General features: G+C 46.2%; 19 protein-coding genes, 8 tRNA genes and 3 rRNA genes. 25 read left to right on the top strand and 5 right to left on the bottom strand.

Annotated elements, in window-relative coordinates:
* Positions 1–145 precede the first annotated feature (145 nt).
* The 17 genes from PaeBR_RS08070 to PaeBR_RS08150 all read left to right on the top strand — a co-directional run bounded on the left by PaeBR_RS08070 (position 146) and on the right by PaeBR_RS08150 (position 13,625).
* The gene (locus PaeBR_RS08070; RefSeq protein WP_410514335.1) at positions 146–583 is read left to right on the top strand and encodes an ACT domain-containing protein; all 438 of its coding nucleotides are present in this window, start codon (positions 146–148) and stop codon (positions 581–583) included.
* A 64-nt stretch (positions 584–647) separates the two neighbouring features.
* Complete coding sequence (locus PaeBR_RS08075; RefSeq protein ID WP_410514336.1) at positions 648–1,934, top strand: homoserine dehydrogenase; 1,287 nt, start codon at positions 648–650, stop codon at positions 1,932–1,934.
* A gap of 139 nt (positions 1,935–2,073) precedes the next feature.
* Positions 2,074–3,054 (top strand): homoserine kinase, encoded by a 981-nt coding sequence (thrB, locus tag PaeBR_RS08080; protein ID WP_410514337.1) that lies wholly within the window; start codon positions 2,074–2,076, stop codon positions 3,052–3,054.
* Complete coding sequence (gene pheA, locus PaeBR_RS08085; protein ID WP_410514338.1) at positions 3,051–3,938, top strand: prephenate dehydratase; 888 nt, start codon at positions 3,051–3,053, stop codon at positions 3,936–3,938. The genes thrB and pheA overlap by 4 nt, the downstream gene beginning before the upstream one ends.
* Before the next feature lie 4 nt (positions 3,939–3,942).
* Positions 3,943–4,827: a branched-chain-amino-acid transaminase gene (ilvE, locus tag PaeBR_RS08090; RefSeq protein ID WP_410514339.1), complete on the top strand. Its 885-nt coding sequence runs from the start codon at positions 3,943–3,945 to the stop codon at positions 4,825–4,827.
* Between the two features lie 290 nt (positions 4,828–5,117).
* Entirely contained in the window at positions 5,118–6,590 is a 1,473-nt protein-coding gene (locus tag PaeBR_RS08095) for a LysM peptidoglycan-binding domain-containing protein (protein ID WP_410514340.1), read from the top strand.
* Positions 6,591–7,055: 465 nt separating this feature from the next.
* Positions 7,056–8,613, top strand: a 16S ribosomal RNA gene (locus tag PaeBR_RS08100).
* 297 nt (positions 8,614–8,910) lie between these two features.
* Positions 8,911–11,840 (top strand): 23S ribosomal RNA (locus PaeBR_RS08105).
* A gap of 130 nt (positions 11,841–11,970) precedes the next feature.
* Positions 11,971–12,087: ribosomal RNA gene (rrf, locus tag PaeBR_RS08110) — 5S ribosomal RNA — on the top strand.
* The 16S, 23S and 5S rRNA genes sit together here, the layout of an rRNA operon.
* 671 nt (positions 12,088–12,758) lie before the next feature.
* Positions 12,759–12,833 (top strand) — tRNA-Glu (locus tag PaeBR_RS08115).
* Positions 12,834–12,892: 59 nt separating this feature from the next.
* A tRNA-Val gene (locus PaeBR_RS08120) sits at positions 12,893–12,968 on the top strand.
* An 87-nt stretch (positions 12,969–13,055) separates the two neighbouring features.
* Positions 13,056–13,132: transfer RNA gene (locus PaeBR_RS08125), tRNA-Met, on the top strand.
* A 23-nt stretch (positions 13,133–13,155) separates the two neighbouring features.
* Positions 13,156–13,233 (top strand) — tRNA-Asp (locus PaeBR_RS08130).
* 13 nt (positions 13,234–13,246) lie between these two features.
* Positions 13,247–13,319, top strand: a tRNA-Lys gene (locus PaeBR_RS08135).
* 38 nt (positions 13,320–13,357) lie between these two features.
* Positions 13,358–13,432: transfer RNA gene (locus tag PaeBR_RS08140), tRNA-Gly, on the top strand.
* An 8-nt stretch (positions 13,433–13,440) separates the two neighbouring features.
* Positions 13,441–13,517: transfer RNA gene (locus tag PaeBR_RS08145), tRNA-Arg, on the top strand.
* Positions 13,518–13,546: 29 nt separating this feature from the next.
* Positions 13,547–13,625, top strand: a tRNA-Leu gene (locus PaeBR_RS08150).
* 124 nt (positions 13,626–13,749) lie between these two features.
* Here the strand turns inward: PaeBR_RS08150 and PaeBR_RS08155 are convergent.
* The 4 genes from PaeBR_RS08155 to PaeBR_RS08170 form a co-directional block, all read right to left on the bottom strand.
* Positions 13,750–14,037 carry a tyrosine-type recombinase/integrase gene (locus tag PaeBR_RS08155; RefSeq protein ID WP_410515116.1) on the bottom strand — a complete coding sequence of 96 codons (288 nt, stop codon included), beginning with the start codon at positions 14,035–14,037 and terminating at the stop codon, positions 13,750–13,752.
* A gap of 998 nt (positions 14,038–15,035) precedes the next feature.
* A complete protein-coding gene (locus tag PaeBR_RS08160; RefSeq protein ID WP_410514341.1) occupies positions 15,036–17,231 on the bottom strand; it encodes a spermine synthase in 2,196 nt (731 codons plus the stop codon).
* Between the two features lie 23 nt (positions 17,232–17,254).
* Positions 17,255–17,545, bottom strand: coding sequence for a hypothetical protein (locus tag PaeBR_RS08165; RefSeq protein WP_410514342.1), 291 nt, complete (start codon positions 17,543–17,545; stop codon positions 17,255–17,257).
* Positions 17,514–17,642, bottom strand: a complete 129-nt coding sequence (locus tag PaeBR_RS08170; protein ID WP_410514343.1) for a hypothetical protein — start codon at positions 17,640–17,642, stop codon at positions 17,514–17,516. Before PaeBR_RS08170 ends, PaeBR_RS08165 begins: the two co-directional genes overlap by 32 nt.
* A gap of 712 nt (positions 17,643–18,354) precedes the next feature.
* On the opposite strand from PaeBR_RS08170, the gene PaeBR_RS08175 reads away from it, so the two are divergent.
* From PaeBR_RS08175 to PaeBR_RS08195, 5 genes are all read left to right on the top strand, one after another.
* Positions 18,355–18,534 carry a response regulator gene (locus PaeBR_RS08175; protein WP_410514344.1) on the top strand — a complete coding sequence of 60 codons (180 nt, stop codon included), beginning with the start codon at positions 18,355–18,357 and terminating at the stop codon, positions 18,532–18,534.
* Between the two features lie 381 nt (positions 18,535–18,915).
* A complete protein-coding gene (gene tnpA / locus PaeBR_RS08180) occupies positions 18,916–19,317 on the top strand; it encodes an IS200/IS605 family transposase (protein ID WP_410515117.1) in 402 nt (133 codons plus the stop codon).
* An 11-nt stretch (positions 19,318–19,328) separates the two neighbouring features.
* Entirely contained in the window at positions 19,329–20,432 is a 1,104-nt protein-coding gene (gene tnpB, locus PaeBR_RS08185) for an IS200/IS605 family element RNA-guided endonuclease TnpB (protein WP_410514345.1), read from the top strand.
* A gap of 142 nt (positions 20,433–20,574) precedes the next feature.
* Entirely contained in the window at positions 20,575–21,765 is a 1,191-nt protein-coding gene (locus PaeBR_RS08190) for a F510_1955 family glycosylhydrolase (RefSeq protein ID WP_410514346.1), read from the top strand.
* Complete coding sequence (locus PaeBR_RS08195) at positions 21,765–21,944, top strand: hypothetical protein (protein WP_410514347.1); 180 nt, start codon at positions 21,765–21,767, stop codon at positions 21,942–21,944. Before PaeBR_RS08190 ends, PaeBR_RS08195 begins: the two co-directional genes overlap by 1 nt.
* Positions 21,945–22,302: 358 nt before the next feature.
* On the opposite strand, the gene fabV is transcribed toward PaeBR_RS08195, so the two are convergent.
* A complete protein-coding gene (gene fabV / locus PaeBR_RS08200; protein ID WP_410514348.1) occupies positions 22,303–23,493 on the bottom strand; it encodes an enoyl-ACP reductase FabV in 1,191 nt (396 codons plus the stop codon).
* Between the two features lie 245 nt (positions 23,494–23,738).
* On the opposite strand from fabV, the gene PaeBR_RS08205 reads away from it, so the two are divergent.
* From PaeBR_RS08205 to ruvA, 3 genes are all read left to right on the top strand, one after another.
* Positions 23,739–24,506 carry a BofC C-terminal domain-containing protein gene (locus tag PaeBR_RS08205; protein WP_410514349.1) on the top strand — a complete coding sequence of 256 codons (768 nt, stop codon included), beginning with the start codon at positions 23,739–23,741 and terminating at the stop codon, positions 24,504–24,506.
* A 185-nt stretch (positions 24,507–24,691) separates the two neighbouring features.
* On the top strand, positions 24,692–25,195 hold the full coding sequence (gene ruvC / locus PaeBR_RS08210) for a crossover junction endodeoxyribonuclease RuvC (RefSeq protein ID WP_410515118.1): 504 nt from the start codon (positions 24,692–24,694) through the stop codon (positions 25,193–25,195).
* Complete coding sequence (gene ruvA / locus PaeBR_RS08215) at positions 25,192–25,809, top strand: Holliday junction branch migration protein RuvA (protein WP_410514350.1); 618 nt, start codon at positions 25,192–25,194, stop codon at positions 25,807–25,809. The genes ruvC and ruvA overlap by 4 nt, the downstream gene beginning before the upstream one ends.
* Positions 25,810–25,838: the final 29 nt, after the last annotated feature.

Genomic DNA, 25,838 nt, shown 5'->3' on the forward strand with positions numbered 1-25,838 from the left:
CATGTTTTGAGGGACAACAGCCAGTGCTTTTTTGAAAATTAAGGATTTTCCAACTGCATTTCCTGCAAAAGTATTGCTTTTCAGGTGCCCGATCCTTTATAATGTCCACTATATAAATACATAAGTCTTTGAGGTGAGGACGTTCGTGAAAGAACGCTATTATTTAGTCCGGGAAGATATACTGCCCGATGCGGTACTCAAGACCATGCAGGTTAAGCAGTTGCTCGAAGCCGGGGATGCGAAGACGGTTAATGATGGTGTGGAGCAGGTGGGCCTCAGCCGAAGTGCTTTTTATAAATATAAGGATGGAATTCACCTCATTCATCAGTTGGAACGTGAACGTATTGTTACGGTTTCCATTGATTTGGAGCATGAGTCCGGAATGTTGTCCAAGGTGCTGGGGTCCGTAGCGGGGCATGGCGCCAATGTGCTAACCATTAATCAGAGTATACCGCTCCAAGGAAGGGCGAATGTGGTGATCTCCGTAGAGATTTCACATCTAAATGAAGAACTGGGTGACATGATGGACAGCCTAAAGGAGATTCCGGGAGTTAAAAGGGCCTTGATCGTAGGGCAGGGCTAGAAATAACGGAATGCCTTTGAAGCCGTTTTGCTTTTTTGAAAATTTAAGGGGGATATAGATACAGATGAAGCCGGTAAAAGTGGGATTGTTGGGACTGGGTACTGTCGGTACGGGCGTGGTTCGTATCGTAGAAGGGAATCAGGAGCACCTCAGCAGCCAGGTGGGTTCTCCGATTGTAATTGAACGCATAGCTGTGAAAAATTCAGAGAAGGCCCGTGACATCGTTGTAGATCCCTCTAAACTAACGACTGACCCTTGGGAGGTCATTAATGACCCTGAAATTGACGTTATTGTCGAAGTTATGGGCGGAATTAATGGAACGAAGGATTATATTCTTCAGGCATTGGACCACGGGAAGCACATCGTAACTGCCAACAAGGATTTGATGGCTTTGTACGGCTCGGAGATCTTGGCCAAGGCGCAGGAGAAGCAATGTGATGTATTCTATGAGGCCAGTGTAGCGGGCGGTATTCCAATTATCCGTACATTAATTGAAGGCTTCTCCTCGGACCGGATTGTTAAAATTATGGGTATTGTAAATGGAACAACCAACTATATATTGACAAAAATGAGTCAGGAAGGCGCATCCTACAACGATGTTCTGAAGGAAGCTCAGGATCTGGGATACGCAGAGTCCGATCCTACTTCTGATGTGGAAGGCCTGGATGCTGCAAGAAAAATGGCGATTCTTGGCACGCTTGGTTTCCGTACAAATGTAGAGCTCCAGGACGTCAGTGTAAAAGGTATATCTGGAGTGAGTAAGGAAGATATTGCGTTTGCGAAACGACTGGGCTACGAAATGAAGCTGCTTGGAATTGCGGAATGCCAGAACGAGGAATTCAATATAAGCGTTCAGCCTACAATGATCCGGGCGGGACATCCGATTGCTTCGGTAAATGGCGTTTTTAACGCAGTGTATGTATATGGGGAAGCGGTAGGAGAGACCATGTTCTACGGAGCCGGTGCAGGGGCCATGCCTACGGCCACCTCTATCGTAGCGGATCTTGTGGCAGTGATCAAAAACCTGAAGCTCGGCGTAAACGGGTTAAAGCAGATTGTTCCTTATAAGACCAAGAAGCTGAAAAGCGATGAGGATATTTATTTTAAAAATTTCCTTCTGCTGCACGTAGATGATAAAGCCGGTGTTCTTGCCAAAATCACTCAGGTGTTTGCGGAATATGATGTCAGTCTGGACTCGGTGGTCCAACAGGCTAATCCCCACAATCCTGATGCAGAGATTATTATTGTTACCCACAATGCCAGTAAAGCCAGCATGAATAAAGTGCTGCGGCATTTTGAGAACCTGAATGTAATCCGCCGTATCAAGAGTCACTACCGTGTCGAGGGTTAACGGAAGTAGCCTTTCATAATAAAATTCCTTAAGGAGAACGCAACGTGAGAAACCCCATACTATTGCTATTGCAAAATTATAGAGAAAATTTAACGGTGGTTGTTCGAATGTATCCTCCCGGCCCAAGGCTGGTGCAGGAATGACACAATACGGAAGGGCAAGGGTCAAAGTACCCGCCAGCACTGCTAATTTGGGACCCGGTTTTGATACACTTGGCATGGCATTATCTTTATATGCGTGGATTGAAATGCAGGAAGCTTCTGAAACAACCTTCCATCTTTATGGTGATGAGATGAAGGGCTTGGCCCAGGATAAGAGTAATTTGATCTATCAGGTTGCGCAGATGGTCTTTGCGGAAGCCGGAGTCTCTATTCCTGAGCTGGAAATATCGATGTATTCGGACATTCCCCTGACGCGAGGCCTTGGCAGCAGCGCTTCGGCTATCATCGGCGGCATGGCTGCTGCCAATGCGATGATAGGAGCCCCCTTGGACAACGCCAAATTGTTCAGCATGGCAACCGGCCTGGAGAAGCATCCGGATAATGTAGGGGCCTCCCTTTTTGGCGGCATCATTACCGCCGTATGGGATGGCGTTCATGCCAATCATGTACGGATCGACCCCCCGGAGGATCTTGAGGTGCTTGTAGTTATCCCTGAATTTGAACTGGCTACCTCCAAAGCCAGGGGTGTCCTGCCGACTCAAATCTCGGTTTCGGATGCAGTATATAATATTAGCCGTACTTCTTTGCTGACGGCCGCGTTGGCCTCCGGGAGGCTTGATTTGATCGGTACAGCTATGCAGGACCGTTTGCACCAGCCATACCGGGCGCCGCTTGTGCCCGGTATGGAAAGGTTGCTTGCCGAGGCTCCGAATCGGGGAGCATTAGGCATTGCCCTCAGCGGCGCTGGTCCAACCTTGCTCGCGATGGTTGATCGCCGGGAGACGCGTAAAGATGAACTTGAGACGTTTTTGCTGGAAACCATGCTTGAGCAGGGCATTAACGCTCGGACCTGCTGGCTCTCACCCTGCGTTACCGGTGTAAGTATAGAGCTGCTTGATACAAACGGGATGCAAAGTGAATCATTTTTAGATATGATAAAAGGAGAAGTACAGTCATGAAATCAATAGCGGTACTGCCGCAGGGCTCGGTATCCCACGAAGCCTTGCTGCATCTATTTGATAGTGAACAGGTGAAAGTCGTGCATCACAAGCTAATTTCGGACGTGTTCTTGTCTACGGTTAAGGGTGAGACCGATTATAGCGTCATTCCCATTGAGAACACGATTGAAGGTTCGGTTAGTCTTCATATCGACTGGCTGGTTAATGAAGTTAACTTACCCATGCAAGCCGAATGGATATACCCCTCCATTCAGAATCTGATTGGCAACCCCGGAGAATTTAAGGATGCAAACGGTCAAAGAGATTACTCGGGAATTGTGAAGATTCTATCTCATCCCGTTGCGACCGCACAGTGTGGGCATTATATCCGTGAGCATGCTTCTTGGGCTGAGCTGGAGTCTGCCGGGAGCACTTCCGAGGCTGTGGAGATTGTCAAAAACAACCCTGGAAGAGGCTGGGCTGCGATTGGTACTGCTCTTGGGGCAGCTACTCATGGTCTGGAGATCATTGATCGGCAAATAACGGATCACGATAATAACTTTACACGGTTTGTGCTTGTTGGACCGGGTAAAATCGAGCTTTCCCGTAAAAGCTCCGGTGACAAAACCAGTGTTCTTGTAACACTTCCGGAGGACTTTCCGGGCGCACTTCATCAGGTGCTTGCTGCTTTTGCCTGGCGGCGGTTGAATCTGTCGCGTATTGAATCGCGGCCTACGAAGAAGAAGCTGGGTACCTATTATTTTTACATTGATGTGCTGGAACCGATGGAATCGGTCCTGCTTCCGGCCGCTATTGAGGAAATCAAGGCGCTTGGCTGTCAGGTACGGATTCTGGGCTCGTATCCCACATACACCTATGAGGAAGAGAAAGCGGAGGTGCAGTAAATTCATGGCTGAACAATGGATCTATCTGGATGGACAATACGTAACAAAGGAAAATGCAAAGGTATCTGTATTCGATCACGGTTTTTTGTATGGTGATGGAATTTTTGAAGGCATACGGATTTATAACGGAAACATCTTTAAATGCAATGAGCACCTGGACAGGCTGTATGATTCAGCAAAGTCTATTCAGCTGGAAATTCCATTAATGTATGATGAAATGCTGGAGGCTATGGCGGAAACCATTCGCCGTAATGATATGCGCAATGGATATATTCGTCTTATTGTTTCCCGGGGCCCCGGGAACCTGGGTCTTGACCCGCGCCGTTGTCCCAAAGCCAGTGTTATCATCATTGTAGAACAGTTGGCTATTTATCCGGAGCAGGCTTATCTAAATGGGCTTCGGGCCGTATCTGTATCTCAGCGCCGCAACCTTCCGGATGCGCTTAACCCGAAGATTAAATCCCTTAACTATCTGAACAATATTCTGGTCAAAATACAATCCAATCTGGCCGAAGCCGACGAAGCGATTATGATGAATGCTCAGGGCTACGTTACGGAGGGGTCGGGCGACAATATTTTCATTGTTAAAAGAGGCGTTGTCTATACACCGCCATGCTACCTGGGAGCATTGGAAGGCATCACTCGTTTAGCCATAATCGAGCTCTGTGAGAAGCTGGGCTACAAGCTGAAAGAAGAGCCGTTTACTATGCACGATATTTATATCGCAGACGAAGTGTTTTTTACCGGTACGGCAGCGGAAGTTATCGCCGCACGGGAAATCGACGGTCGAATTATTGGCGAAGGTCATGCCGGACCGATCACGCTCAAGCTGCTTGAGGAGTTCCGTAATGTTGTAGACAAAGATGGCTATAAGGTTTGGGAATCTTAGGTATTTGATATCTGAATATTACACAGAAATCCTTTCATCAACGCATGAAATGATATCTGAATATCACACAGAAATCCTTTCATGCATGCATGAAAGGATTTTTTTTATTTCGTGGATGTCAATCGCCTATGGGCTGCATAAGATGTAGTAACGAAGGAGGCGGCTGTACCGCATAGAACTATGCAAGAGGGCACCGCTCCATCCAACGGGGTGACTGCTTTCAATGTTTCTTACATCGCGAAGCTGTAGAAGAAGTAATACTCCACAAAACTTTAGGAGGTAAATGCTGAGTGAAAATACACATTGTCAAACAAGGCGATACGCTGTATGCATTATCGCAAAAGTACGGAGTGCCGCTGAAAACCATAATCGAGACTAATCCCCAAATCAGTAATCCGGATGTGCTCGTAATTGGCGACAAAGTAAAAATACCTGCAGTCCCCGTATCTGCTCTGGATAATAACAGTGATGTCTACCATAAGCACACTGTCAAACAAGGGGATACGCTGTGGAAATTATCCAAGGCATGGGGAATCCCTTTGCAGGAAATGATTAAAGCTAATCCCCAATTGAAAAATCCTGATGTTCTGAAGGTAGGGGAAGTAGTCATTATCCCTAAGAAAGGGACTATGCCCTCCATTCAGCCTATGCAAATGCCAAACATTGCTGGCGGCAAAACGCAGCCTGGAGGAAAAGCATATACTGGGCCCATAGAGCAGCCTGGAGGAAAGACATACACAGGTCCTATAGAGCAGCCAGTAGGAAAAACATACACTGCACCCATAGAGCAGCCTCCTAAAGTAGTCCCTCCTCCAGTGGTCGCTGAGCCCGTAAAACCGGTTGAAATAGCTCCAGTTCAGGAAATGGTTCACCAGGAGAAGCAAAGCTTGTATGTGCAGATTTCTGTTCCGGTGCAGGAGGCCGTTTCTTTTTATGAAAATGTGCCTGTTCCAGAAGTAAAGCCTGTTCATATGGTTCAACCTGATCCGTGCAACTGTGATAAATTAGCCGGATATCCGGGCTTGACGGAGAATCCGAATTTCTATGATTGCCCGCCAAGCTATCCGCTGTATGAACCAATGCCTGACATGACCATGAATGCTCAAATGCAACCGGCTATGTACGAACCGGACTGCATGCCCCCTTATTTTTATCCAGGCAATATGTATAATGCGGCTGAATTTCCGGCTCCGTGGTATCCTAATGCTGCACCTCAGTATAACGAACACTTTCAAAACATGCCTTGGCCAACATCCTGCGGTTGTGGAATGGGAGGTCAGGTTCTGCCGAACCAGAATTATCCGCATGAAGTCCCAATGTACAATTCACTTCCTGTGTATGCGAATCAAGCACTGTTTAATCCTTACTGTGCAGGAATGCCTCAGATGTCTCCACATTATGCAGCGCCTGCCTATCCGCAAAATCTCTATAGCTCTCCGATGGTATCGAATATTCCTTCTATTCCTGAATACCCGGGTATGGGTAATGAAAATTACGGGTATCACAATCGCGTAGCTGAGTTTCAACAAACGAATATTATTCAAGAAAACCTGCAATCAACGGATGCTGATTCTTTAGTTTCCAATACTGATGAAGCTACCGTTCGTAAGGGTGTGACAAAGGAAGCCTCTCTTCCGAAAGTTAAAACTTCAAGCAGGGATACTAATCAAACCAAGACAGAAGCTTCAAAGGCACAACGTGCAAAAAAAAGCAAAACGAGTTCAACCTCTAAAAAGCGTCGTAATCCATGGATTTCGAACTAGCTGAATACTGAAAAAGATACTCGCAGCGTGCCAGAAATGTATCGATAGATACACTTCTGGCACGCTTTTTATATGAATACTTGAATCAAGACGTGTAAGTTTATAGGCATAATGACGTTATTAAGCCTAAAAGAAAGTAAATAGTACTATATCAAAAATGGTAAATTTAGAGTGTTGTTTGTTTAAGTCTTATTATGCTATATTATATATCCAGCCACGAACGAGGTAATGATCGTCGGTTGGAAGAGCTTTTTAAGAAGTTAAGTTAAAAATAAGTATTGCAATTGATTGAAGGATATGATATATTATAAAAGTTGCTGGTGAGCATTGATGACCGACAACGAGAATTTGATCTTTGAAAACTGAACAACGAGTGAGTGGGATTTTACGAAAGTAAAATCCAAAAATGAGAATGTGAATTCTCGTCAGATGTTTCAAAATGAGCAATCGCTCTTTCTAAATACCAATTTGGAGAGTTTGATCCTGGCTCAGGACGAACGCTGGCGGCATGCCTAATACATGCAAGTCGAGCGGAGTTTTATTGGAAGCTTGCTTTCAATAGGATTTAGCGGCGGACGGGTGAGTAACACGTAGGCAACCTGCCCCTTAGCCTGGGATAACTACCGGAAACGGTAGCTAATACCGGATAATTTCTTTGTTCTCCTGAAGAGAGAATGAAAGACGGAGTAATCTGTCACTGAGGGATGGGCCTGCGGCGCATTAGCTAGTTGGTGAGGTAACGGCTCACCAAGGCGACGATGCGTAGCCGACCTGAGAGGGTGAACGGCCACACTGGGACTGAGACACGGCCCAGACTCCTACGGGAGGCAGCAGTAGGGAATCTTCCGCAATGGGCGAAAGCCTGACGGAGCAATGCCGCGTGAGTGATGAAGGTTTTCGGATCGTAAAGCTCTGTTGCCAGGGAAGAACGTCTCATAGAGTAACTGCTATGAGAGTGACGGTACCTGAGAAGAAAGCCCCGGCTAACTACGTGCCAGCAGCCGCGGTAATACGTAGGGGGCAAGCGTTGTCCGGAATTATTGGGCGTAAAGCGCGCGCAGGCGGCTATTTAAGTCTGGTGTTTAAACCTTGGGCTCAACCTGAGGTCGCACTGGAAACTGGGTGGCTTGAGTACAGAAGAGGAAAGTGGAATTCCACGTGTAGCGGTGAAATGCGTAGATATGTGGAGGAACACCAGTGGCGAAGGCGACTTTCTGGGCTGTAACTGACGCTGAGGCGCGAAAGCGTGGGGAGCAAACAGGATTAGATACCCTGGTAGTCCACGCCGTAAACGATGAGTGCTAGGTGTTAGGGGTTTCGATACCCTTGGTGCCGAAGTTAACACAGTAAGCACTCCGCCTGGGGAGTACGGTCGCAAGACTGAAACTCAAAGGAATTGACGGGGACCCGCACAAGCAGTGGAGTATGTGGTTTAATTCGAAGCAACGCGAAGAACCTTACCAGGTCTTGACATCTGGGTGAAAACACTAGAGATAGTGTCCCTCTTCGGAGCACCCAAGACAGGTGGTGCATGGTTGTCGTCAGCTCGTGTCGTGAGATGTTGGGTTAAGTCCCGCAACGAGCGCAACCCTTATGCTTAGTTGCCAGCACGTAATGGTGGGCACTCTAAGCAGACTGCCGGTGACAAACCGGAGGAAGGTGGGGATGACGTCAAATCATCATGCCCCTTATGACCTGGGCTACACACGTACTACAATGGCCGGTACAACGGGAAGCGAAACCGCGAGGTGGAGCCAATCCCAGCAAAGCCGGTCTCAGTTCGGATTGCAGGCTGCAACTCGCCTGCATGAAGTCGGAATTGCTAGTAATCGCGGATCAGCATGCCGCGGTGAATACGTTCCCGGGTCTTGTACACACCGCCCGTCACACCACGAGAGTTTACAACACCCGAAGTCGGTGGGGTAACCCGCAAGGGAGCCAGCCGCCGAAGGTGGGGTAGATGATTGGGGTGAAGTCGTAACAAGGTAGCCGTATCGGAAGGTGCGGCTGGATCACCTCCTTTCTATGGAGAATCGTCACCTGCGATGGTGACATTCAAATCTGGAAGCGCAGGCTTCTATAAGAACCTTTAGGTTCGAGCTTAGGCTTTCGAAGCAGCTTTGCTTCGCAAAGCTTTTAACTCACTCGTTGCTCAGTTTTGAGAGTTTAAGCTCTCAAATGCAAGAAACTTGATCCTTGAAAACTGGATACCGAAACGAATTTGCGTTTTAGAACATCTTTTAGCTAAAGCTTGTGTCAAGCAATTGATCAAGTTTAAAACTATTAGTGGTCAACTATTTTCCCTAGCGGGAAAAAGTTTGGTTAAGCTAATAAGAGCACACGGAGGATGCCTAGGCGCCAGGAGCCGACGAAGGACGTGGCGAACAACGAAACTGCCTCGGGGAGCTGTAAGCAAGCTTTGATCCGGGGGTGTCCGAATGGGGAAACCCAGCTGTGGTAATTCGCAGTTACTTCTCTCTGAACACATAGGAGAGATAGAGGCAGACCAGGGGAACTGAAACATCTAAGTACCCTGAGGAAGAGAAAACAATAGTGATTCCGTCAGTAGCGGCGAGCGAACGCGGAACAGCCTAAACTTGGGCGATTTATCGCCTGGGGGTTGTGGGACGTCTCACATGGAGTTACAAAGGAATCTGGTAGGTGAAGAGGTCTGGAAAGGCCCGCGATAGAGGTAATAGCCCTGTAACCTAAACCATGTTCTCTCCGAGACGGATCCCGAGTAGTGCGGGGCACGTGAAACCCCGTATGAATCCAGCAGGACCATCTGCTAAGGCTAAATACTACCTGGCGACCGATAGTGAAACAGTACCGTGAGGGAAAGGTGAAAAGCACCCCGGAAGGGGAGTGAAATAGAACCTGAAACCGTGTGCTTACAAAAAGTCAGAGCCCTGTTTATGGGTGATGGCGTGCCTTTTGTAGAATGAACCGGCGAGTTACGTTTAACATGCAAGGTTAAGGTGAGAAGCCGGAGCCGCAGCGAAAGCGAGTCTGAATAGGGCGACATAGTATGTGGACGTAGACCCGAAACCGTGTGATCTACCCCTGTCCAGGGTGAAGGTGCGGTAACACGCACTGGAGGCCCGAACCCACGCATGTTGAAAAATGCGGGGATGAGGTGGGGGTAGCGGAGAAATTCCAATCGAACTCGGAGATAGCTGGTTCTCCCCGAAATAGCTTTAGGGCTAGCCTCGGCACAAGAGTAATGGAGGTAGAGCACTGATTGGTTGCGGGGCCCGCAAGGGTTACCAAGATCAGTCAAACTCCGAATGCCATCTATTTATTGCCGGGAGTCAGACAGTGAGTGCTAAGATCCATTGTCAAAAGGGAAACAGCCCAGACCATCAGCTAAGGTCCCCAAGTGTGTGTTAAGTGGGAAAGGATGTGGAGTTGCACAGACAACCAGGATGTTGGCTTAGAAGCAGCCACCATTGAAAGAGTGCGTAATAGCTCACTGGTCGAGTGACTCTGCGCCGAAAATGTAACGGGGCTAAACACACCACCGAAGCTATGGCTAGATACGTATGTATCTGGGGTAGGGGAGCGTTGTATGTGGGTTGAAGGTGTACCGTAAGGAGCGCTGGACAGCATACAAGTGAGAATGCCGGTATGAGTAACGAAAAGATCAGTGAGAATCTGATCCGCCGAAAGCCCAAGGTTTCCTGAGGAAGGCTCGTCCGCTCAGGGTAAGTCGGGACCTAAGGCGAGGCCGAAAGGCGTAGTCGAAGGACAACAGTTTGAAATTACTGTACCACCGTAATCCGCTATGAGCGATGGGGTGACGCAGGAGGGTAGTGACGCGGACTGATGGATGTCCGTCTAAGCAGTGAGGCTGATGTGCAGGCAAATCCGCACATCGATAAGGCCAGGCTGTGATGGGGAGCGAAAATTACAGTAGCGAAGGTCATGATCTCACACTGCCAAGAAAAGCCTCTAGCCAGGAGAAGGTGCCCGTACCGCAAACCGACACAGGTAGGCGAGAAGAGAATTCTAAGGCGCGCGGAAGAACTCTCGTTAAGGAACTCGGCAAAATGACCCCGTAACTTCGGGAGAAGGGGTGCCCCGGTAGTGTGAATAGCACGAGGGGGCCGCAGTGAAAAGGCCCAAGCGACTGTTTAGCAAAAACACAGGTCTGTGCGAAGCCGCAAGGCGAAGTATACGGGCTGACGCCTGCCCGGTGCTGGAAGGTTAAGGGGAGCGGTTAGGAGCAATCCGAAGCTGTGAACCGAAGCCCCAGTAAACGGCGGCCGTAACTATAACGGTCCTAAGGTAGCGAAATTCCTTGTCAGGTAAATTCTGACCCGCACGAATGGCGTAACGACTTGGGCGCTGTCTCAACGAGAGATCCGGTGAAATTTTAATACCTGTGAAGATGCAGGTTACCCGCGACAAGACGGAAAGACCCCATGGAGCTTTACTGCAGCTTGATATTGAATTTGGGTACGATCTGTACAGGATAGGTGGGAGCCAGGGAAGTAGGAGCGCAAGCTTCTGCAGAGGCGACGTTGGGATACCACCCTGATCGTATCTAGGTTCTAACCTGGTACCCTAAACGGGTACGGGGACCGTGTCAGGCGGGCAGTTTGACTGGGGCGGTCGCCTCCTAAAGAGTAACGGAGGCGTTCCAAGGTTCCCTCAGAATGGTTGGAAATCATTCGAAGAGTGCAAAGGCATAAGGGAGCTTGACTGCGAGACCAACAAGTCGAGCAGGGACGAAAGTCGGACTTAGTGATCCGGTGGTACCGCATGGAAGGGCCATCGCTCAACGGATAAAAGCTACCCTGGGGATAACAGGCTTATCTCCCCCAAGAGTCCACATCGACGGGGAGGTTTGGCACCTCGATGTCGGCTCATCGCATCCTGGGGCTGAAGTAGGTCCCAAGGGTTGGGCTGTTCGCCCATTAAAGCGGTACGCGAGCTGGGTTCAGAACGTCGTGAGACAGTTCGGTCCCTATCTGTCGTGGGCGCAGGAAATTTGAGAGGAGCTGTCCTTAGTACGAGAGGACCGGGATGGACGTACCGCTGGTGCATCAGTTGTTCCGCCAGGAGCATGGCTGAGTAGCTACGTACGGACGGGATAAGCGCTGAAAGCATCTAAGCGTGAAGCCCCCCTCAAGATGAGATTTCCCAAGTCAGTAAGACCCCTTGAAGACGACGAGGTAGATAGGTTGGAGGTGGAAGTGCAGCAATGCATGGAGCTGACCAATACTAATCGGTCGAGGGCTTATCCAAGATCTAAACATGCAGATTCATTTCGGATTCAGTTTTCAGGCATCAAGCCTGATTTAACGCTTAGAAATTCATTCACACATAACGTGATGAACCGAATTTCACGCGGCAGCGTTTGTTTCACAAACGCATGTTTGGTGGCGATAGCGGAGGGGTTCCACGCGTACCCATCCCGAACACGACCGTTAAGACCTCCAGCGCCGATGGTACTTGGACCGAAGGGTCCTGGGAGAGTAGGACGTTGCCAAGCACATGGAAGCCACTGTTGATTCATTTGACAGTGGTTTTTTTGTTCAATGGCCCCCCGTTTTTTATTATTTATAGAATGCTGGACTTCCGGCCGCTACCCATCTCCAGTTTTCTTGAGGTATACCGCTGTCCGCGGTTGGAATCCGGAGATCATGGGACCGCCGCCGCTTTTCTGCAATTGATCCGTCCTCTCTGCTCGGTTCAGCGTAACCCTTCAGGTCCATCTCAAGCTGTGCTCTTTGGTTTACTGGCCTTGCCTTGGCGTATGAGCATTAGCAGGAAAAACTCCCTTTAATTCAGGCAATAAACCGTTTTTAAGAGAATTAAAGGGAGATTATACCATTAATTCGGCCATAATGAGGCGAAGACTCACATTTGAGGGAGAAATTCCCGTTAATTCATTTCGTGGGGGTGTTACGTCTCCATTAAGAGAAGAAATTCCTGTTATTTAATAAGGCGCCAACACAGCGGAGGGCCCTACGGGATTCTGGGGATACGATAGTTTTCGCCCATAGCAGCGATCGAGGACCGCTCCGAGAACCCTTAGTCGCTTGATTCACGATCGGTCAACCGCTGATTTTGGTTTTGAGCCGGTATTCTATAACACTATTGCTTTTCCATTGGATTTTTGCTATAATATTTTTTGTTGTCATTTGCGGCAAATAATAACAAGGCCCGTTGGTCAAGGGGTTAAGACACCTCCCTTTCACGGAGGTAACAGGGGTTCGAATCCCCTACGGGTCACCATAAAATATTGTTGCTTTAAATATTCGAACATGGTATGATAATTAAGTTGTTTCTTTTATGGAGGCTTAGCTCAGCTGGGAGAGCATCTGCCTTACAAGCAGAGGGTCGGGGGTTCGAACCCCTCAGCCTCCACCATAAAAAATCCCCAAAAAGTGAAGCAAATGCTTCGCAGCGGATTCCGAGTACTTTTCGGGGGCCCCACAGGGATAATATTTTTACTGACGCGGGGTGGAGCAGTCCGGTAGCTCGTCGGGCTCATAACCCGAAGGCCGCAGGTTCAAATCCTGCCCCCGCAACCAATGCATTCATGTAATCATCTTTTGGAACCGTGGTGTAGTTGGCCTAACATGCCTGCCTGTCACGCAGGAGATCGCGGGTTCGAATCCCGTCGGTTCCGCCATTATTATTAATGAGAGCCATTAGCTCAGTTGGTAGAGCACCTGACTTTTAATCAGGGTGTCGAAGGTTCGAGTCCTTCATGGCTCACTTCTTTTGTGAGACATATCATTTTGTACATACCGTGTGCGGACGTGGCTCAGCGGTAGAGCATCGCCTTGCCAAGGCGAGGGTCGCGGGTTCGATTCCCGTCGTCCGCTCCAATATTTATGCGCCCTTAGCTCAGCTGGATAGAGCGTTTGACTACGAATCAAAAGGTCGGGAGTTCGAATCTCTCAGGGCGCGCCATTTTTACAAGCAAATTAAATATGTATTATGCCGGCGTGGCGGAATGGCAGACGCGCTCGACTCAAAATCGAGAGGGAAACCGTGGAGGTTCGAGTCCTCTCGCCGGCATTACTAAAATGGGCTTATAGAATTGCTTCCAGCAATTTTATAACTCCATTTTTATATTTTTAGGCAGTTGCTCATAGCTTTAGCTGAAGAAATTTTTGCGCTGTAGTCCAAGTGTGCGTATATGTTAGCAGTAGTGGAAAAGTCGCTGTGTCCCAACCACCTGAATCTCCTTCATGCTGACTCCGTTGGCCAGCAAAAGACTTGCGCAGCTGTGCCGAAGATCATGATAACGAATCCGCCGCATATCATGTTGATCCAGCACTGCCGGGAAATGTTGGGTAATGTATCCTAGCTTAATTCTTTTTCCTATCTTGTCTAAATAGATGTAGTCCAGGTATTCCGTGCAGTAGGATGTTTTGCTTTGGGTTCGGTCTTGTTTATGGTGATGAGTTTCCGTCGAGCGAAGCTGCAGTCACCGTGTGCCGGATCGTGATGGATTTGTTTTTAAAATCAATGGCATCCCATTTAAGCCCCACCACTTCGCTTCTGCGTAATCAATAGAAGGCAGCCAGTAAAACAGCCAGTTCAATAGGATCGCCTTTCACAACCTCGAACAGCTTGTTCATTTCCTCGCTATCATAGAAGCTGCCAACAAATTTGTTCACTTTGGGCCGTTCTATTTTATCAGCGGGATTCGATGAGATCATATCGGTCTTCACTGCATGTTCGGCCTGTGACCTGCAGTTCTAGTATGGAACATACAGATTTTCTTTTGTATAAATTTGTTTTGATTTGATAAAAATTTGAAAAACTTTCCTTTTTCGATTCCTCTTCTTTATCCGAGAAAATATTTGATTCCTGTATCATTTAATCTCGTTATCGAAAATAAAGCAAAGTCTGCCCTGTATTTCTATGATTTTTATTCAGCCAAAATCGATGGAGTAGATATTTGGGATAAAGCTACGTATGTGAATAAGCACTTTGTTTCCGCAGGAAACAGGTGCTTATTTGCACATTGGAACCGATTCTGGTATTTTGATGGCGCTGTAATTTGCTAAACTTTTAGCAAATTACAGCGGAGGGTTTACGAATGATCTACTACCATGATTTTCTACTGGAACCGTTTCTGTGATGCCGATATTCCTGTTGCCTTATTTTCAGTACACGATGAATTTCATCATCCGCGTCCTGCTTGAATGTTGGATATCTTGCTCCTTTTTATGTACACGCCAATTGCGGCGGTTTTATGAGAAACGCGCGTATGGGAAACAGACGGAAGTTGAACTTTTCTTTCGGGAAGAAGGAGACCGGGAAGTTCTGCCGGATACAATCAAAGAAAAGGCCATAAAAATGCTACAAATGATCCAGGCTTTTGGGAAAGCAACCTTCGTCAGATTCCGCTGATTACCATTGCTGTCTCCTTGTTGTGAGGTGCATGATAATTTAGGACGATTACGGGTGTATAGTCATCTACTGCATTTTAAGCAATGGCTGTATGGTAAATAATAAGGCATAAATAGCCCCCCCTATAATCATTGTGGTTGTAAATCCATAAGTCAAAGAAATGATGGCAGCCAAAAGCGATCCGGCAACAGTCATAATCCCGTTCAATCCCCAACTTATAGCTACCTGATGATGCCGCATTTTACTGAGTCCAAATGGAAAAGGCATTCCCATAAAAAAGCCTAATGGAACCAGGATTAGCCCTAATAGCAGCAATCGATCTGTTTGTGAAAGAACATATGAATTTTCATCAACCCAGCCAATGATAAAATTTACACCCACTGTAATCATTCCGACAAGCAATAAGGGTACATATCTCGGACGTAAAAACCATCTTTTTGAAGAAAATAAACTTCCGATACCTCCAGTTACTAACAATACGCCGAGAACAAGTACAAAAGATAATGTCGGATGACCTAGAGGCAAAATCAATCGTTGTACCAATGTCACCTCAATCAGCATAAATCCAATAGCAAGTCCTGAGAAATAGATCGCATGACCCGATGAGAGCTGACTTCTCCTGATCATAAAAATCGAGATGATAAGAGTGATGAACAGAGCAATCATGAGACTCCACGGTATCCGATTTGTTTTATGATAAAAAAACGGCATGTCATCGCGATTCGCAGCTACATTCACTGGCTCACTCTGCATCATGCCTTGCAGAGACTGAAATTGATCCTTAACATAAGGGATGTGTACGGGAATCTGCTGAATCTGCCTGGATAAGGAGTAGAGGCTCGCCGCCTCTGCTTGAGAAAAAGGTTTGTTTTGAATGATGATCAAAGGCCGGGTAATGCGTGAGTCATTCATACCCGCTACGACATGGCCCAAGTGTTGGTAAGTACCAACGACGGCAATGTGATTTTTCATATCTGCTTCTGAAATCCCTTGTTCTTTCATAATGTTCTTCGCAGAGAACAAAATTTTATTTAATTCCTTCTCGTCATGAAGTAAAAAAGTAAGCCTTCCCTGGTCCGTAAGCTTAAGCATATACTCTTTGATCGCTTCTTGTGTGTAAATGAAATTTTCCGTTAAAGCCAGTCCTACGCCATTTTCTGACTTCTTGGTTACGAGGGATAGATAAATGAGATCGTACTTGTTATTCGTTTGCCGGATATAATTCCGTCCATCAGATACAATGGATGTGACATTGGATTTATTAAAAATATCTCCGGAAAAAGCCGCGGTCTTGTGAACGGCGTGAAAACTTGCCCTATTGATGTCAACCGCCTCAATGTCGGAATATCCGGTCATTTGAGCAGTGAGTACTTCTTGTCCGCCCCCCGCCCCGATAATCAAGACACGTCCATGCGGGGTGCCTTGAAAAGCAAGGAAACTGGTTGTAGAACGTAAATAGTCTACATCCTTCAAATCACCGGTGAATTTTGATATCGGAGAAACGGCTCCTCCATCGATCGTTATGTAAAGCAGTTCCTGATCATCCGCGTCGTAAACATCCGTTCGTGTAAAAGCATTCCATTGTGAAAATACAATTTTTGCTTCCGGTTCTTTGTAAAATGTAGTATTCGGACTCGTGCGATAGGCATTAAACTCTAGATAATCAACTAAAGGGCGGGACAGATTAACCACTAGTAACAAAAGAACGACCGTATTCACAGCCTTCATCCCATAGCCGGCTTTTCGAAAGCTCAGCGAAAAGTATGTGCAAAACAAAAGCAAGGATGACAATCCAATAGTCCGAATAGGGTTTATTGTATTCATTAAAAAAATCGCACCGGCAGCTCCTAATCCAGCCCCGACCAAATCCGAAAAATACAAAAGCCTAATTTCTTTATGATGTTGTTGCATGATCCCCGCTATCACCCATCCGCTCAGAAAAAACGGTATCAGTGCAATTATGGAATAAAATAAAATACCTTTATAAGACAGCAAATAAATAATATAGACAACTGTAACCATGGATATTGCATAGATTCCAACGATCCGATGTTTCAGAACATCAAAACGGTGCATGAAATAGTACGAAAGAAAACCCCCAAGGCCAAGACCGAGCGTTGCCAAAGAAATAACTAAAAATACATAATTATAGTCCAGGATCACGGAAAATAATCGAGGAAGAAATACTTCGTAAACAATCATTGTGAACGAAACGATAAACATAATCATCATATCTTTAACCAACTTTGGTCTAAAATTCATTGCATGAACATCTCCTTTTTTACCTAACACTTTTCAGTCTGTTCAATCCATGTATTTTTAAACTTCGGGTCAAAAGTCATTCTTTGGCGTATTTGTATACCATATGACCACATTGCTGCGATTTGGAATCGGGAAATTTCATCATAACGATTTTGTATAAAAGCGTTAGTATGTGATTGCGCTGACATTTGCGAACTTTGCGCAAAATTACCAAGTTTTGAGAAAGTCGAGTAAAATTTGGGGAGCTGGAACAGACAACCTTTTGTCAATCCGCGCCCCTTTTTATATTTCGTTAAGCAGCCATCTTCCGGCATTCATCCACGCATTGGCGACACTCATCTGCACATTGCTTGCAATGAGTATCTTGAAATTTAGCGCATTCTGCTCCACAAGCATCATAGATTGTTGCACAAAGGCCTCGCTTCGAACATGCACTGTGCGGTGCACATTTGCTTCGCGAATGTCAGGGAATCATCGATTACGATAAACATCGATGGGCAACGGAGATGCAGACCCTGCTGCGAGAAGGCTCGAGAAGAGGGAAGGTGCATAGCCCTAACGATTCTTGCTGATCTAGAGTCTCGCTACGATGTGATTCTAGAGCAGGGTATTCACGAATGGAAGTCTCCCGAACCGGACCCCTCGAAGAAACGGGTCATTTAACGGCATATAGTGGGGGGATCAGCAAATGGTCGTATCGTAGTTTCTGCCTGTATGCAGCGATCTGTGTAGCAATATGATCGTCCCCATTCTTCCGTTATATCTCACTTCCGTCTTGCATGTTCAGGTTGGGTCCATCGGCATTGAAATAAATTAGTTTTTTCTCTGTTCAACACAAAACCATCCATTTTTCGTGTAGAATGATACTTGTTGGTTTAAAATATGTTGTACTTTTTGGGCGGATTTATGCTCAAGTTTTGCGCGGCGATACGCCAATGTATTTATTTGACTGGACAGCAGCGCAATGGACCAGTGAATCCGAAATAAACTTTTCATTACTTCTAAATTATAGGACTGTTTTCATTTGGAAGACGAAGGTGATGCATTCTCAGACCATGAATTTCGAAGACACTCACCTTCTTATTTTTAAAAATTTATTGAGTTACAATAGGATTAAATCTGGATGGGAGGAGCGCCTATACAAAGTATTCACATTCTAGTCGTAGATGATGATTGGAATACACGAAATCTCCTTCACATCTACTTAACGAAAAGCGGTTTTCAAGTCACTCAAGCGGGGAATGACCAAGAAGCGCTCAAATTGATCGAACAAACTGTTTTTGACCTTGTTTTACTGTTTTGATGTTGACGGCGCGAACGGAGACCAAAGACAAGGTTTATTACAATCAAGTGGAAAAGGATATCGGAAAATTGGCTAAAGATATGCCGATACGATCGCATCCAGACAGGATGATTCAAATTGGAGGGGATGACCCATAAAGTTGACCGAATGGTTAATAGCTATATAGTTGGTCGTCATCGGATTATCCCAACTTTGATGAAAGGTTTTCGCAAACTTGTGACTTTTAGTCGTGAGTAAGAAAACTTCGGTTCAGGCGTGTCGATAGACACGTTAATGAACAGACATATGGTGTATTGAATTTGAGTGAGATAACACTTATATAAAGCATTATTCTTTCATTTTTAAGTAACATATGGTATGATTATTTTGGGTGATGAAAATATGGTAAACATCAAACATGGACGGGGATATGTTTACGCCATTGAGTACCACATCGTATGGTGCGTAAAGTACCAACACAAGATTCTTGTAGAAGAATTAGACGTAAGACTAAAAGAAATTCTTCTAAAAATTGCGTCCGACTATGCATTCACAATATCTGAAATGGAAAGCGACAAAGATCATATCCATTTGCTTGTTGAATGTACACCGCAACACGCAATACCCAGTATGATTAAAGTATTAAAAGGGATATCAGCGAGACTTCTTTTTAAAGAGTTCCCACATCTAAAGAAGAAATTGGGGGACGGTCATTTGTGGAATCCGTCTTACTTTATTGCAACTGCAAGTGAACATACGGAAGAACAAATAAGGAAGTACATCCAAGATCAAAAAGTGAAATGAGGTGAAAATCAATGGTAGTGAACAAAGCCTATAAATTTCGCATCTATCCCACACCTGAACAAGCGACTCTCATTCACAAGACGATTGGATGTGCAAGGTTTGTATTCAATCACTTCCTTGGATTGTGGAATGATACATACCTAGAGTCAGGAAAAGGATTGTCCTATGGCTCTTGTTCTGCTGAACTCACTAAATTAAAGCAAGAAATAGAATGGTTGAAAGAGGCCGATAAATTTTCTCTGCAAAATTCGCTTAGAAACTTAGCGGATTCATACCATCGCTATTTCAAAAAACAAAACGATGCACCACGCTTCAAAAGCAAGAAGAATCCTGTACAGTCTTACCAAACAAACTACACCAATGGAAACATTGCAATTATAGATAACCACATCAAGTTACCTAAACTCGGACTCGTGAAGTTTGCTAAAAGTCGTGAAGTCGAAGGACGTATTCTGAACGCTACGGTTAGGCGCAATCCGAGCGGCAAATACTTTGTGTCTGTGCTTGCAGAAGTTGAAATCTACGAGTTGCCCAAGACAGGCAATGAAGTTGGCATAGATGTTGGCTTGAAAGAATTTGCAACGCTATCGAGTGGCGCAGTGTTTGGCAACCCTAAATTCTTTCGCAGACTGGAAGAAAAACTGGCAAAGGCTCAGCGTAAACTTTCACGAATGATTAAAGGCAGCTCCAACTGGAACAAGCAACGCATCAAAGTTGCGCGAATACATGAAAAAATCAGTAATGCCCGTAAAGATTATTTGGATAAGGTCTCCACGCAGATTGTCAAAAACCACGACATCATTGCGATTGAAGATTTACAAGTAGCCAATATGGTCAAGAATCATAAATTAGCCAAATCCATTAGCGAAGTATCTTGGTCGATGTTTCGCTCCATGATAGAGTACAAAGCGAAATGGTATGGTCGTATGGTTGTAGCAGTTGGCAAAACCTTTGCAAGCAGTCAACTATGTTCCTGCTGTGGCTATAAAAACAAAGACGTTAAAGACCTGAACTTACGTGCATGGGACTGTCCGGATTGTAGAACACATCACGACAGAGATTTCAACGCAAGCCTAAACATTCTTGCCGAAGGTAAAAGACTGCTTACCGTGTAAATGGGCCGTATAGCCATGATACAAACTGTCGGAACGACAGGGTTAGCTTGGTAAACTTCTCTTCGTTAGAAGGGACTACCCAAGAATCTCGTGACTTTAGTCATGAGAGGTTCAATTTGAGGAAAAAGAAAGGAGATCGTAAATGAAAAAAAGAATGCAGAAAGTGTATCTGCTCACGTTTGCGGCATTGACATTATTTCCGGCTGAAATTTTTGCGCACGGAACGGAAGAAGAACATCAGAGGGAAAGACTTTTTGGTAATTATTTTTTCTTGGGATCGGCGATATTATTTGCAGTGCTTCTTTTGTCTTTCATCCTCACTAACAAAAAAATCAAACAGTTAAATAATGCCAAAAGTCAGAAAGATCGAGACAAGCGCAAACACCTGTCCAAGACAGCAAAAGGGTTGAAGTCGGGGGTGATCGGTTCATTTGTTGCCATCCTGATCAGCGGCATAGCAATGGTAAGCGGTAATTCCGTAACAAGTATGGAACCCCGAGACGTAAAACAAGTAACCATGCAGCATGGTCATGGGATGAGCTATGCGCCAGATGGAAACAAAATCTTCTTCGCCGTTCACGATGGTCTTCGTGTGTATGAGAAAGGCCAGTGGAAAATTCCCGCAGGCGAAAAACACGACTACATGGGCTTTTCAATGGTGGATGATGGGTTTTACAGCAGCGGACATCCTGCACAAGGTTCAGGCAAAAAGAATCCGTTCGGCATTGTCAAAAGTACGGATGAAGGGAAGAACTTTGAAACGCTGGCACTCTACGGACAAGTCGATTTTCACGGTATGAGCGTAGGTTACAAGTCTCACGCGATTTATGTGTTTAACCCGGAACCGAACGCCAAAATGAAAATGGTCGGTCTTCATTACTCGACGGACGAAGCAAAAAACTGGACAAAAAGTGAAGCGAAAGGTTTGGAGGGCGACCCGGCCGTGCTTGCCGTCCACCCGACCGATGAGGCCGTTGTGGCGGTCGGTACGGAAAAAGGCATTTTTGTTTCCAAAAATTATGGACAGCAATTTGAAAAAATCGGCCCGGAGATGCAAACCACCTCATTGTTCTTCAATGTACAAGGGATACTATTTGCTGGAGGGGTGAACAAACAGGCTGCATTAATCCGGATTAACCTTGAATCGAAACAGGCTGAGAATATTATCGTCCCGTCGTTAAATGAAGACGCGATCGCTTTTATTGCGCAAAATCCGGTTAACGAACAGGAAATGGCGTTAATGACGTTCAACAAGGATGTATTTATATCTTCGGATCGCGGTAAGAGTTGGGCGGAAATTGCCGATCAAGAAAAAGGAACATCCGGGCAATAATGATGGAAGGGAGAGGCGGCATAGGGAATATGATGAATGGCAGCGGGATGTCAGGCATGCAGAATGCCATGAATTCCCCGAAAGGGCAGGAAATGATAAAAGCCTGTGGCAACTTTATGGAATCTTATGGTGATAATGCCAAGAACGAGCCGGATAAAGCGGGATCATCCCAAAACTAATCTAACGGCGGGGAGGTGTAACGAATGGGATGCTGCGGATCTTCCACGAACCACAATAAGAAACACTCCCAGATGGGTCGGGAAGCCTTGCGACGCTTGAAAAAAACGGAAAAACCCGTAAAAAACCTTGATTCTACAAGGCTTTTCGCGGGTTTTAGATTCCTCTTCTTGGACTTGTTTTCCGCTACCGACTGGATAGCAGGTGCGACTCAAAATCGAGAGGGAAACCGTGGAGGTTCGAGTCCTCTCGCCGGTATACACAAATAGGTTTATAAGATCGCTGTACTGGCGGTTTTATAAGCCTATTTTTTTTGACAAGGGTGACATGGATTCTTTATTGTTAGATTTGCAGTGTCAACTAGTACAAATTAGGAATATCTACCTCAGGCTCCACATCAGCATCGTAATCTACACCTTCCGTTTGAAAGCCAAACAGCTGAAAGAAATCCTCCTGATAGCCAGCCAGATCCGCCAGACTTGTTACATTGTCGGTATCCAGGTCAAGCCACCGCTTCATAACTTCGGACTGAACATCCTCCCGCATTTCCCAATCATCAATCCGGATTAGTCCTTTTTCGTCCACCGCAGTCTCGCCCTCACCATATAAACGTTCGGAGAATAAGCGGTACATTTGTTCAATGCAGTTCTCATGCAGTCCTTTTTCCTTCATTACTTTATACAGGGCGGATATGTATAGCGGAACAACAGGGATAGCCGAACTGGATTGTGTTACCAGGGCTTTGTTAACCGATACATATGCACGTCCACCTTGTGAATCAAGCAGTTCGTTCAGCTGGCCAGCCGTCTGTTCCAGATCGTTTTTCGCTTTACCGATCGTTCCTTCGCGATAAATGGGCTGGGTAACTTTTGGACCTACGTAGGAGTAAGCGACTGTTGTGACTCCATGTGCAAGGACACCGGCCTCGGAAAGCTGCTGAATCCACAAACGCCAGTCTTCGCCTCCCATAACCGCTACCGTTTGACGTATTTCTTCCTCGTTAGCTGGTTCAATGCTGGTTAAGGAAACTTCTCCGGTGTGAAAGTTAAGTGTTTTGTTCGTATAAGCAGGGCCTATCGGCTTGATCACTGAAGAAAAGGTTTCTCCTGTTACAGGATGGGTGCGGCGGGGTGATGCCAAACTATACACGACTAAATCTACGGTGCCAAATTCGGCTTTAATAAGTTCAATTGTTTTGGCTTTGATGCCATCCGAGAAAGCATCACCGACAATGCTAAAGGATTTAAGACCGTGCTGCGCGGCTTCTTGTTCAAACGCAGCTGTATTGTACCAACCTGCAGTTGCCGTACGTGTGCTTTCAGCTGGTCTGTCGAAGAAAACTCCGATCGTATTCGCACCTGCGCCAAAAGCAGCAGCAATGCGTGATGCGAGCCCGTACCCTGTCGAAGCGCCGATCACAAGCACATTAGCCGGACCTTCAAATTTCTTTTGAGCTTTTACAAATTCAATTTGTTTCTCTATTTGCTTGGCGCATCCTTCAGGATGGGCTGTTGTACAAATAAAGCTGCGTGTTTTTGGATGAATAATCATTAAGAGAATCCCCTTTGTTTTATAATACGGAGCAGAAATCACTAAATACTTGAGAAGCAGCCCGTCGGAGGCGCAGGTCATTATGGTGAATATTCCGGGCGCTGTCACGACTAAATTATACACGAAACATTTATTGAAGTGAATGAGTAGGGATATTCGGATAAAAGGATGTTAATTTAATAAACAACGCATAAATGCTCCCTTCACAGGTCACAATAGGAAAAAAGTAGAATGAAGGGATTAACGTGAACGCTTTTCGCTTAAAAAAACAACTTTGGCGGCGATGGAGACGTTGGAAAAAGGCGCTTTGGGTGGGAGCCGCTTGTGCAGCCTTGACGGTACTGGCTTTGGGGGGAATGCGGGTGCCGGAAACCATTAGCGGACTGTTGACCCATTCGACTCTTTCTGTGACTGAAACACTTAACAGTTTGCGCATCTCTGCGCAGAATGAAGATCATGCTGCAAATGAAGCGGCCGCAGCCGTTTGGAACGAAGGAGAGTTCGGCAAAGAGGCAGAGTCCCTGGCTATATCGCATGAACAGCTGCTGAAGAAGATCGCGCAAAGCGGGGTTAGCAGAACGGTTCATCTGAAAATAGTTTATGTTAGCGGAGAAGAAGTACAGACTTTATCCGGAGCAAGGAATCCCGTTCAGCTTAAAGAAGTCATCGCTAAGCACCCTGCCTGGCATGGCTGGATTAGTTCTTCAGGTGATCTCTGGCTTGAAAAAAAAGTGGATGATCTGTCACCCGCCTCTAAAAAAGATTCTTACATTGGTGTAGATGAGCAGGGGAATCTAACCTTGTTCAAGGGGCCTCCGGAGCAGGAGGAGGTTATGAAGACTTTTTTTCAAATGGATATGCGCTCCATGAAGTCTTCTTTGCCAGAGAATATCTGGAAGCAGCTTCAGGATGGAATCCGGATTCAGGATATCGAAGAGTACAACAGTGTGTTATCGACTTTCAGTGACTATGCGCGGGATACTGCGGAACAGGTTATGAAGAGTAAGGAATGATACAGGAAGTATAAAAAGGTTTCCGATGCCAATGCACCGGGAATCTTTTTTTTGCGTCCGGGAGGCTGCAGTACCAAAGTACTCTTTTATCCGCAATTGCAAACTTTTTTATCCCGAGGGGGCTATTTTTGCTATAATGATAAGAAGGAATACATATGTTCGCTTTAAATAGAGGAGAGATAGATTTGCGCATTCTTGGGATTGATCCGGGGCTGGCGATTGTTGGTTTCGGCTTTGTGGACAAGGAGGGCAATAAACTGACGCCTGTTCAATATGGCTGTATTCAGACTGAGGCCCATACACCAGAGGAAGAACGTCTGCTTCATGTCTATGAGGGCATGGTTCAGCTGATTGATAAATATAAACCGGATACGGTGGCATTGGAAAAGCTGTTTTTTAGTCGTAACGTTACGACAGCATTGCCGGTTGCGCAAGCGCGCGGGGTGATGATTCTGGCCGCAGTACAGCGCGGTCTTCCGGTAGCGGAATATACGCCGATGCAGGTGAAGCAGGCTGTTGTCGGTTATGGCAAGGCAGAGAAGCGGCAGGTGCAGGAAATGATTAAGATGCTGCTGAAATTGTCTGCGATCCCTAAGCCGGATGATGTAGCGGACGCCTTGGCGATTGCGGTATGTCATGCCCATTCCTATAGTCTTAATTCCAAATTAAACGAGGTATTGCGAAAATGATAGATTTCTTAAGAGGTCCTGTGGTTCATTTAGAGTCGGAATATGTGGTCCTGGATGTGCAGGGCGTAGGTTACCGGGTGTTTTGCCCGAATCCGTATGCTTTTGCCAAGGTAAATGGACCCGTAACGATATACATTCATTACCAGACTAGGGAGGATGCCACGCTGCTGTTTGGGTTCCCTACCCGTGAGGAGCAGAGATTATTCCGTAAGCTGATTGAGGTTTCGGGGATCGGTCCCCGGGTGGCTCTGGGTATCTTGACGGGAGGAACTCCGGATCATGTGATCTCGGCGATTTACCAGGAGAATATAACCTTTCTTATGAAATTGCCGGGTATCGGCAAAAAGACAGCGCAGCGGATGATTCTGGATTTGAAGGACAAGCTGGAGGGCCTCGGCACGGCATCCATGCAAACCGGTCTGTTTGCGGTGAATCAGGAGGCGGATGCCGGCGTTCTGCCTTGGCAGGAGGCCAGAGACGGACTGAAAGCGCTGGGCTACACTGAGAGTGAGCTGGATCGTGTATGGCTCACGCTGAAGCAAGAGGGAGCAGAGACAGGGTCTGTTGACGTGCTGATGAAAAAGGCGCTTAAGCTTCTGTATGTAGCTAAATAAGCCTTCGAGAATGCCTTTAGGAATAGGAG

This window comes from Paenibacillus sp. BR2-3 (assembly GCF_046529485.1).
In the GTDB taxonomy this organism is placed as follows: Bacteria; Bacillota; Bacilli; order Paenibacillales; family Paenibacillaceae; genus Paenibacillus_AQ.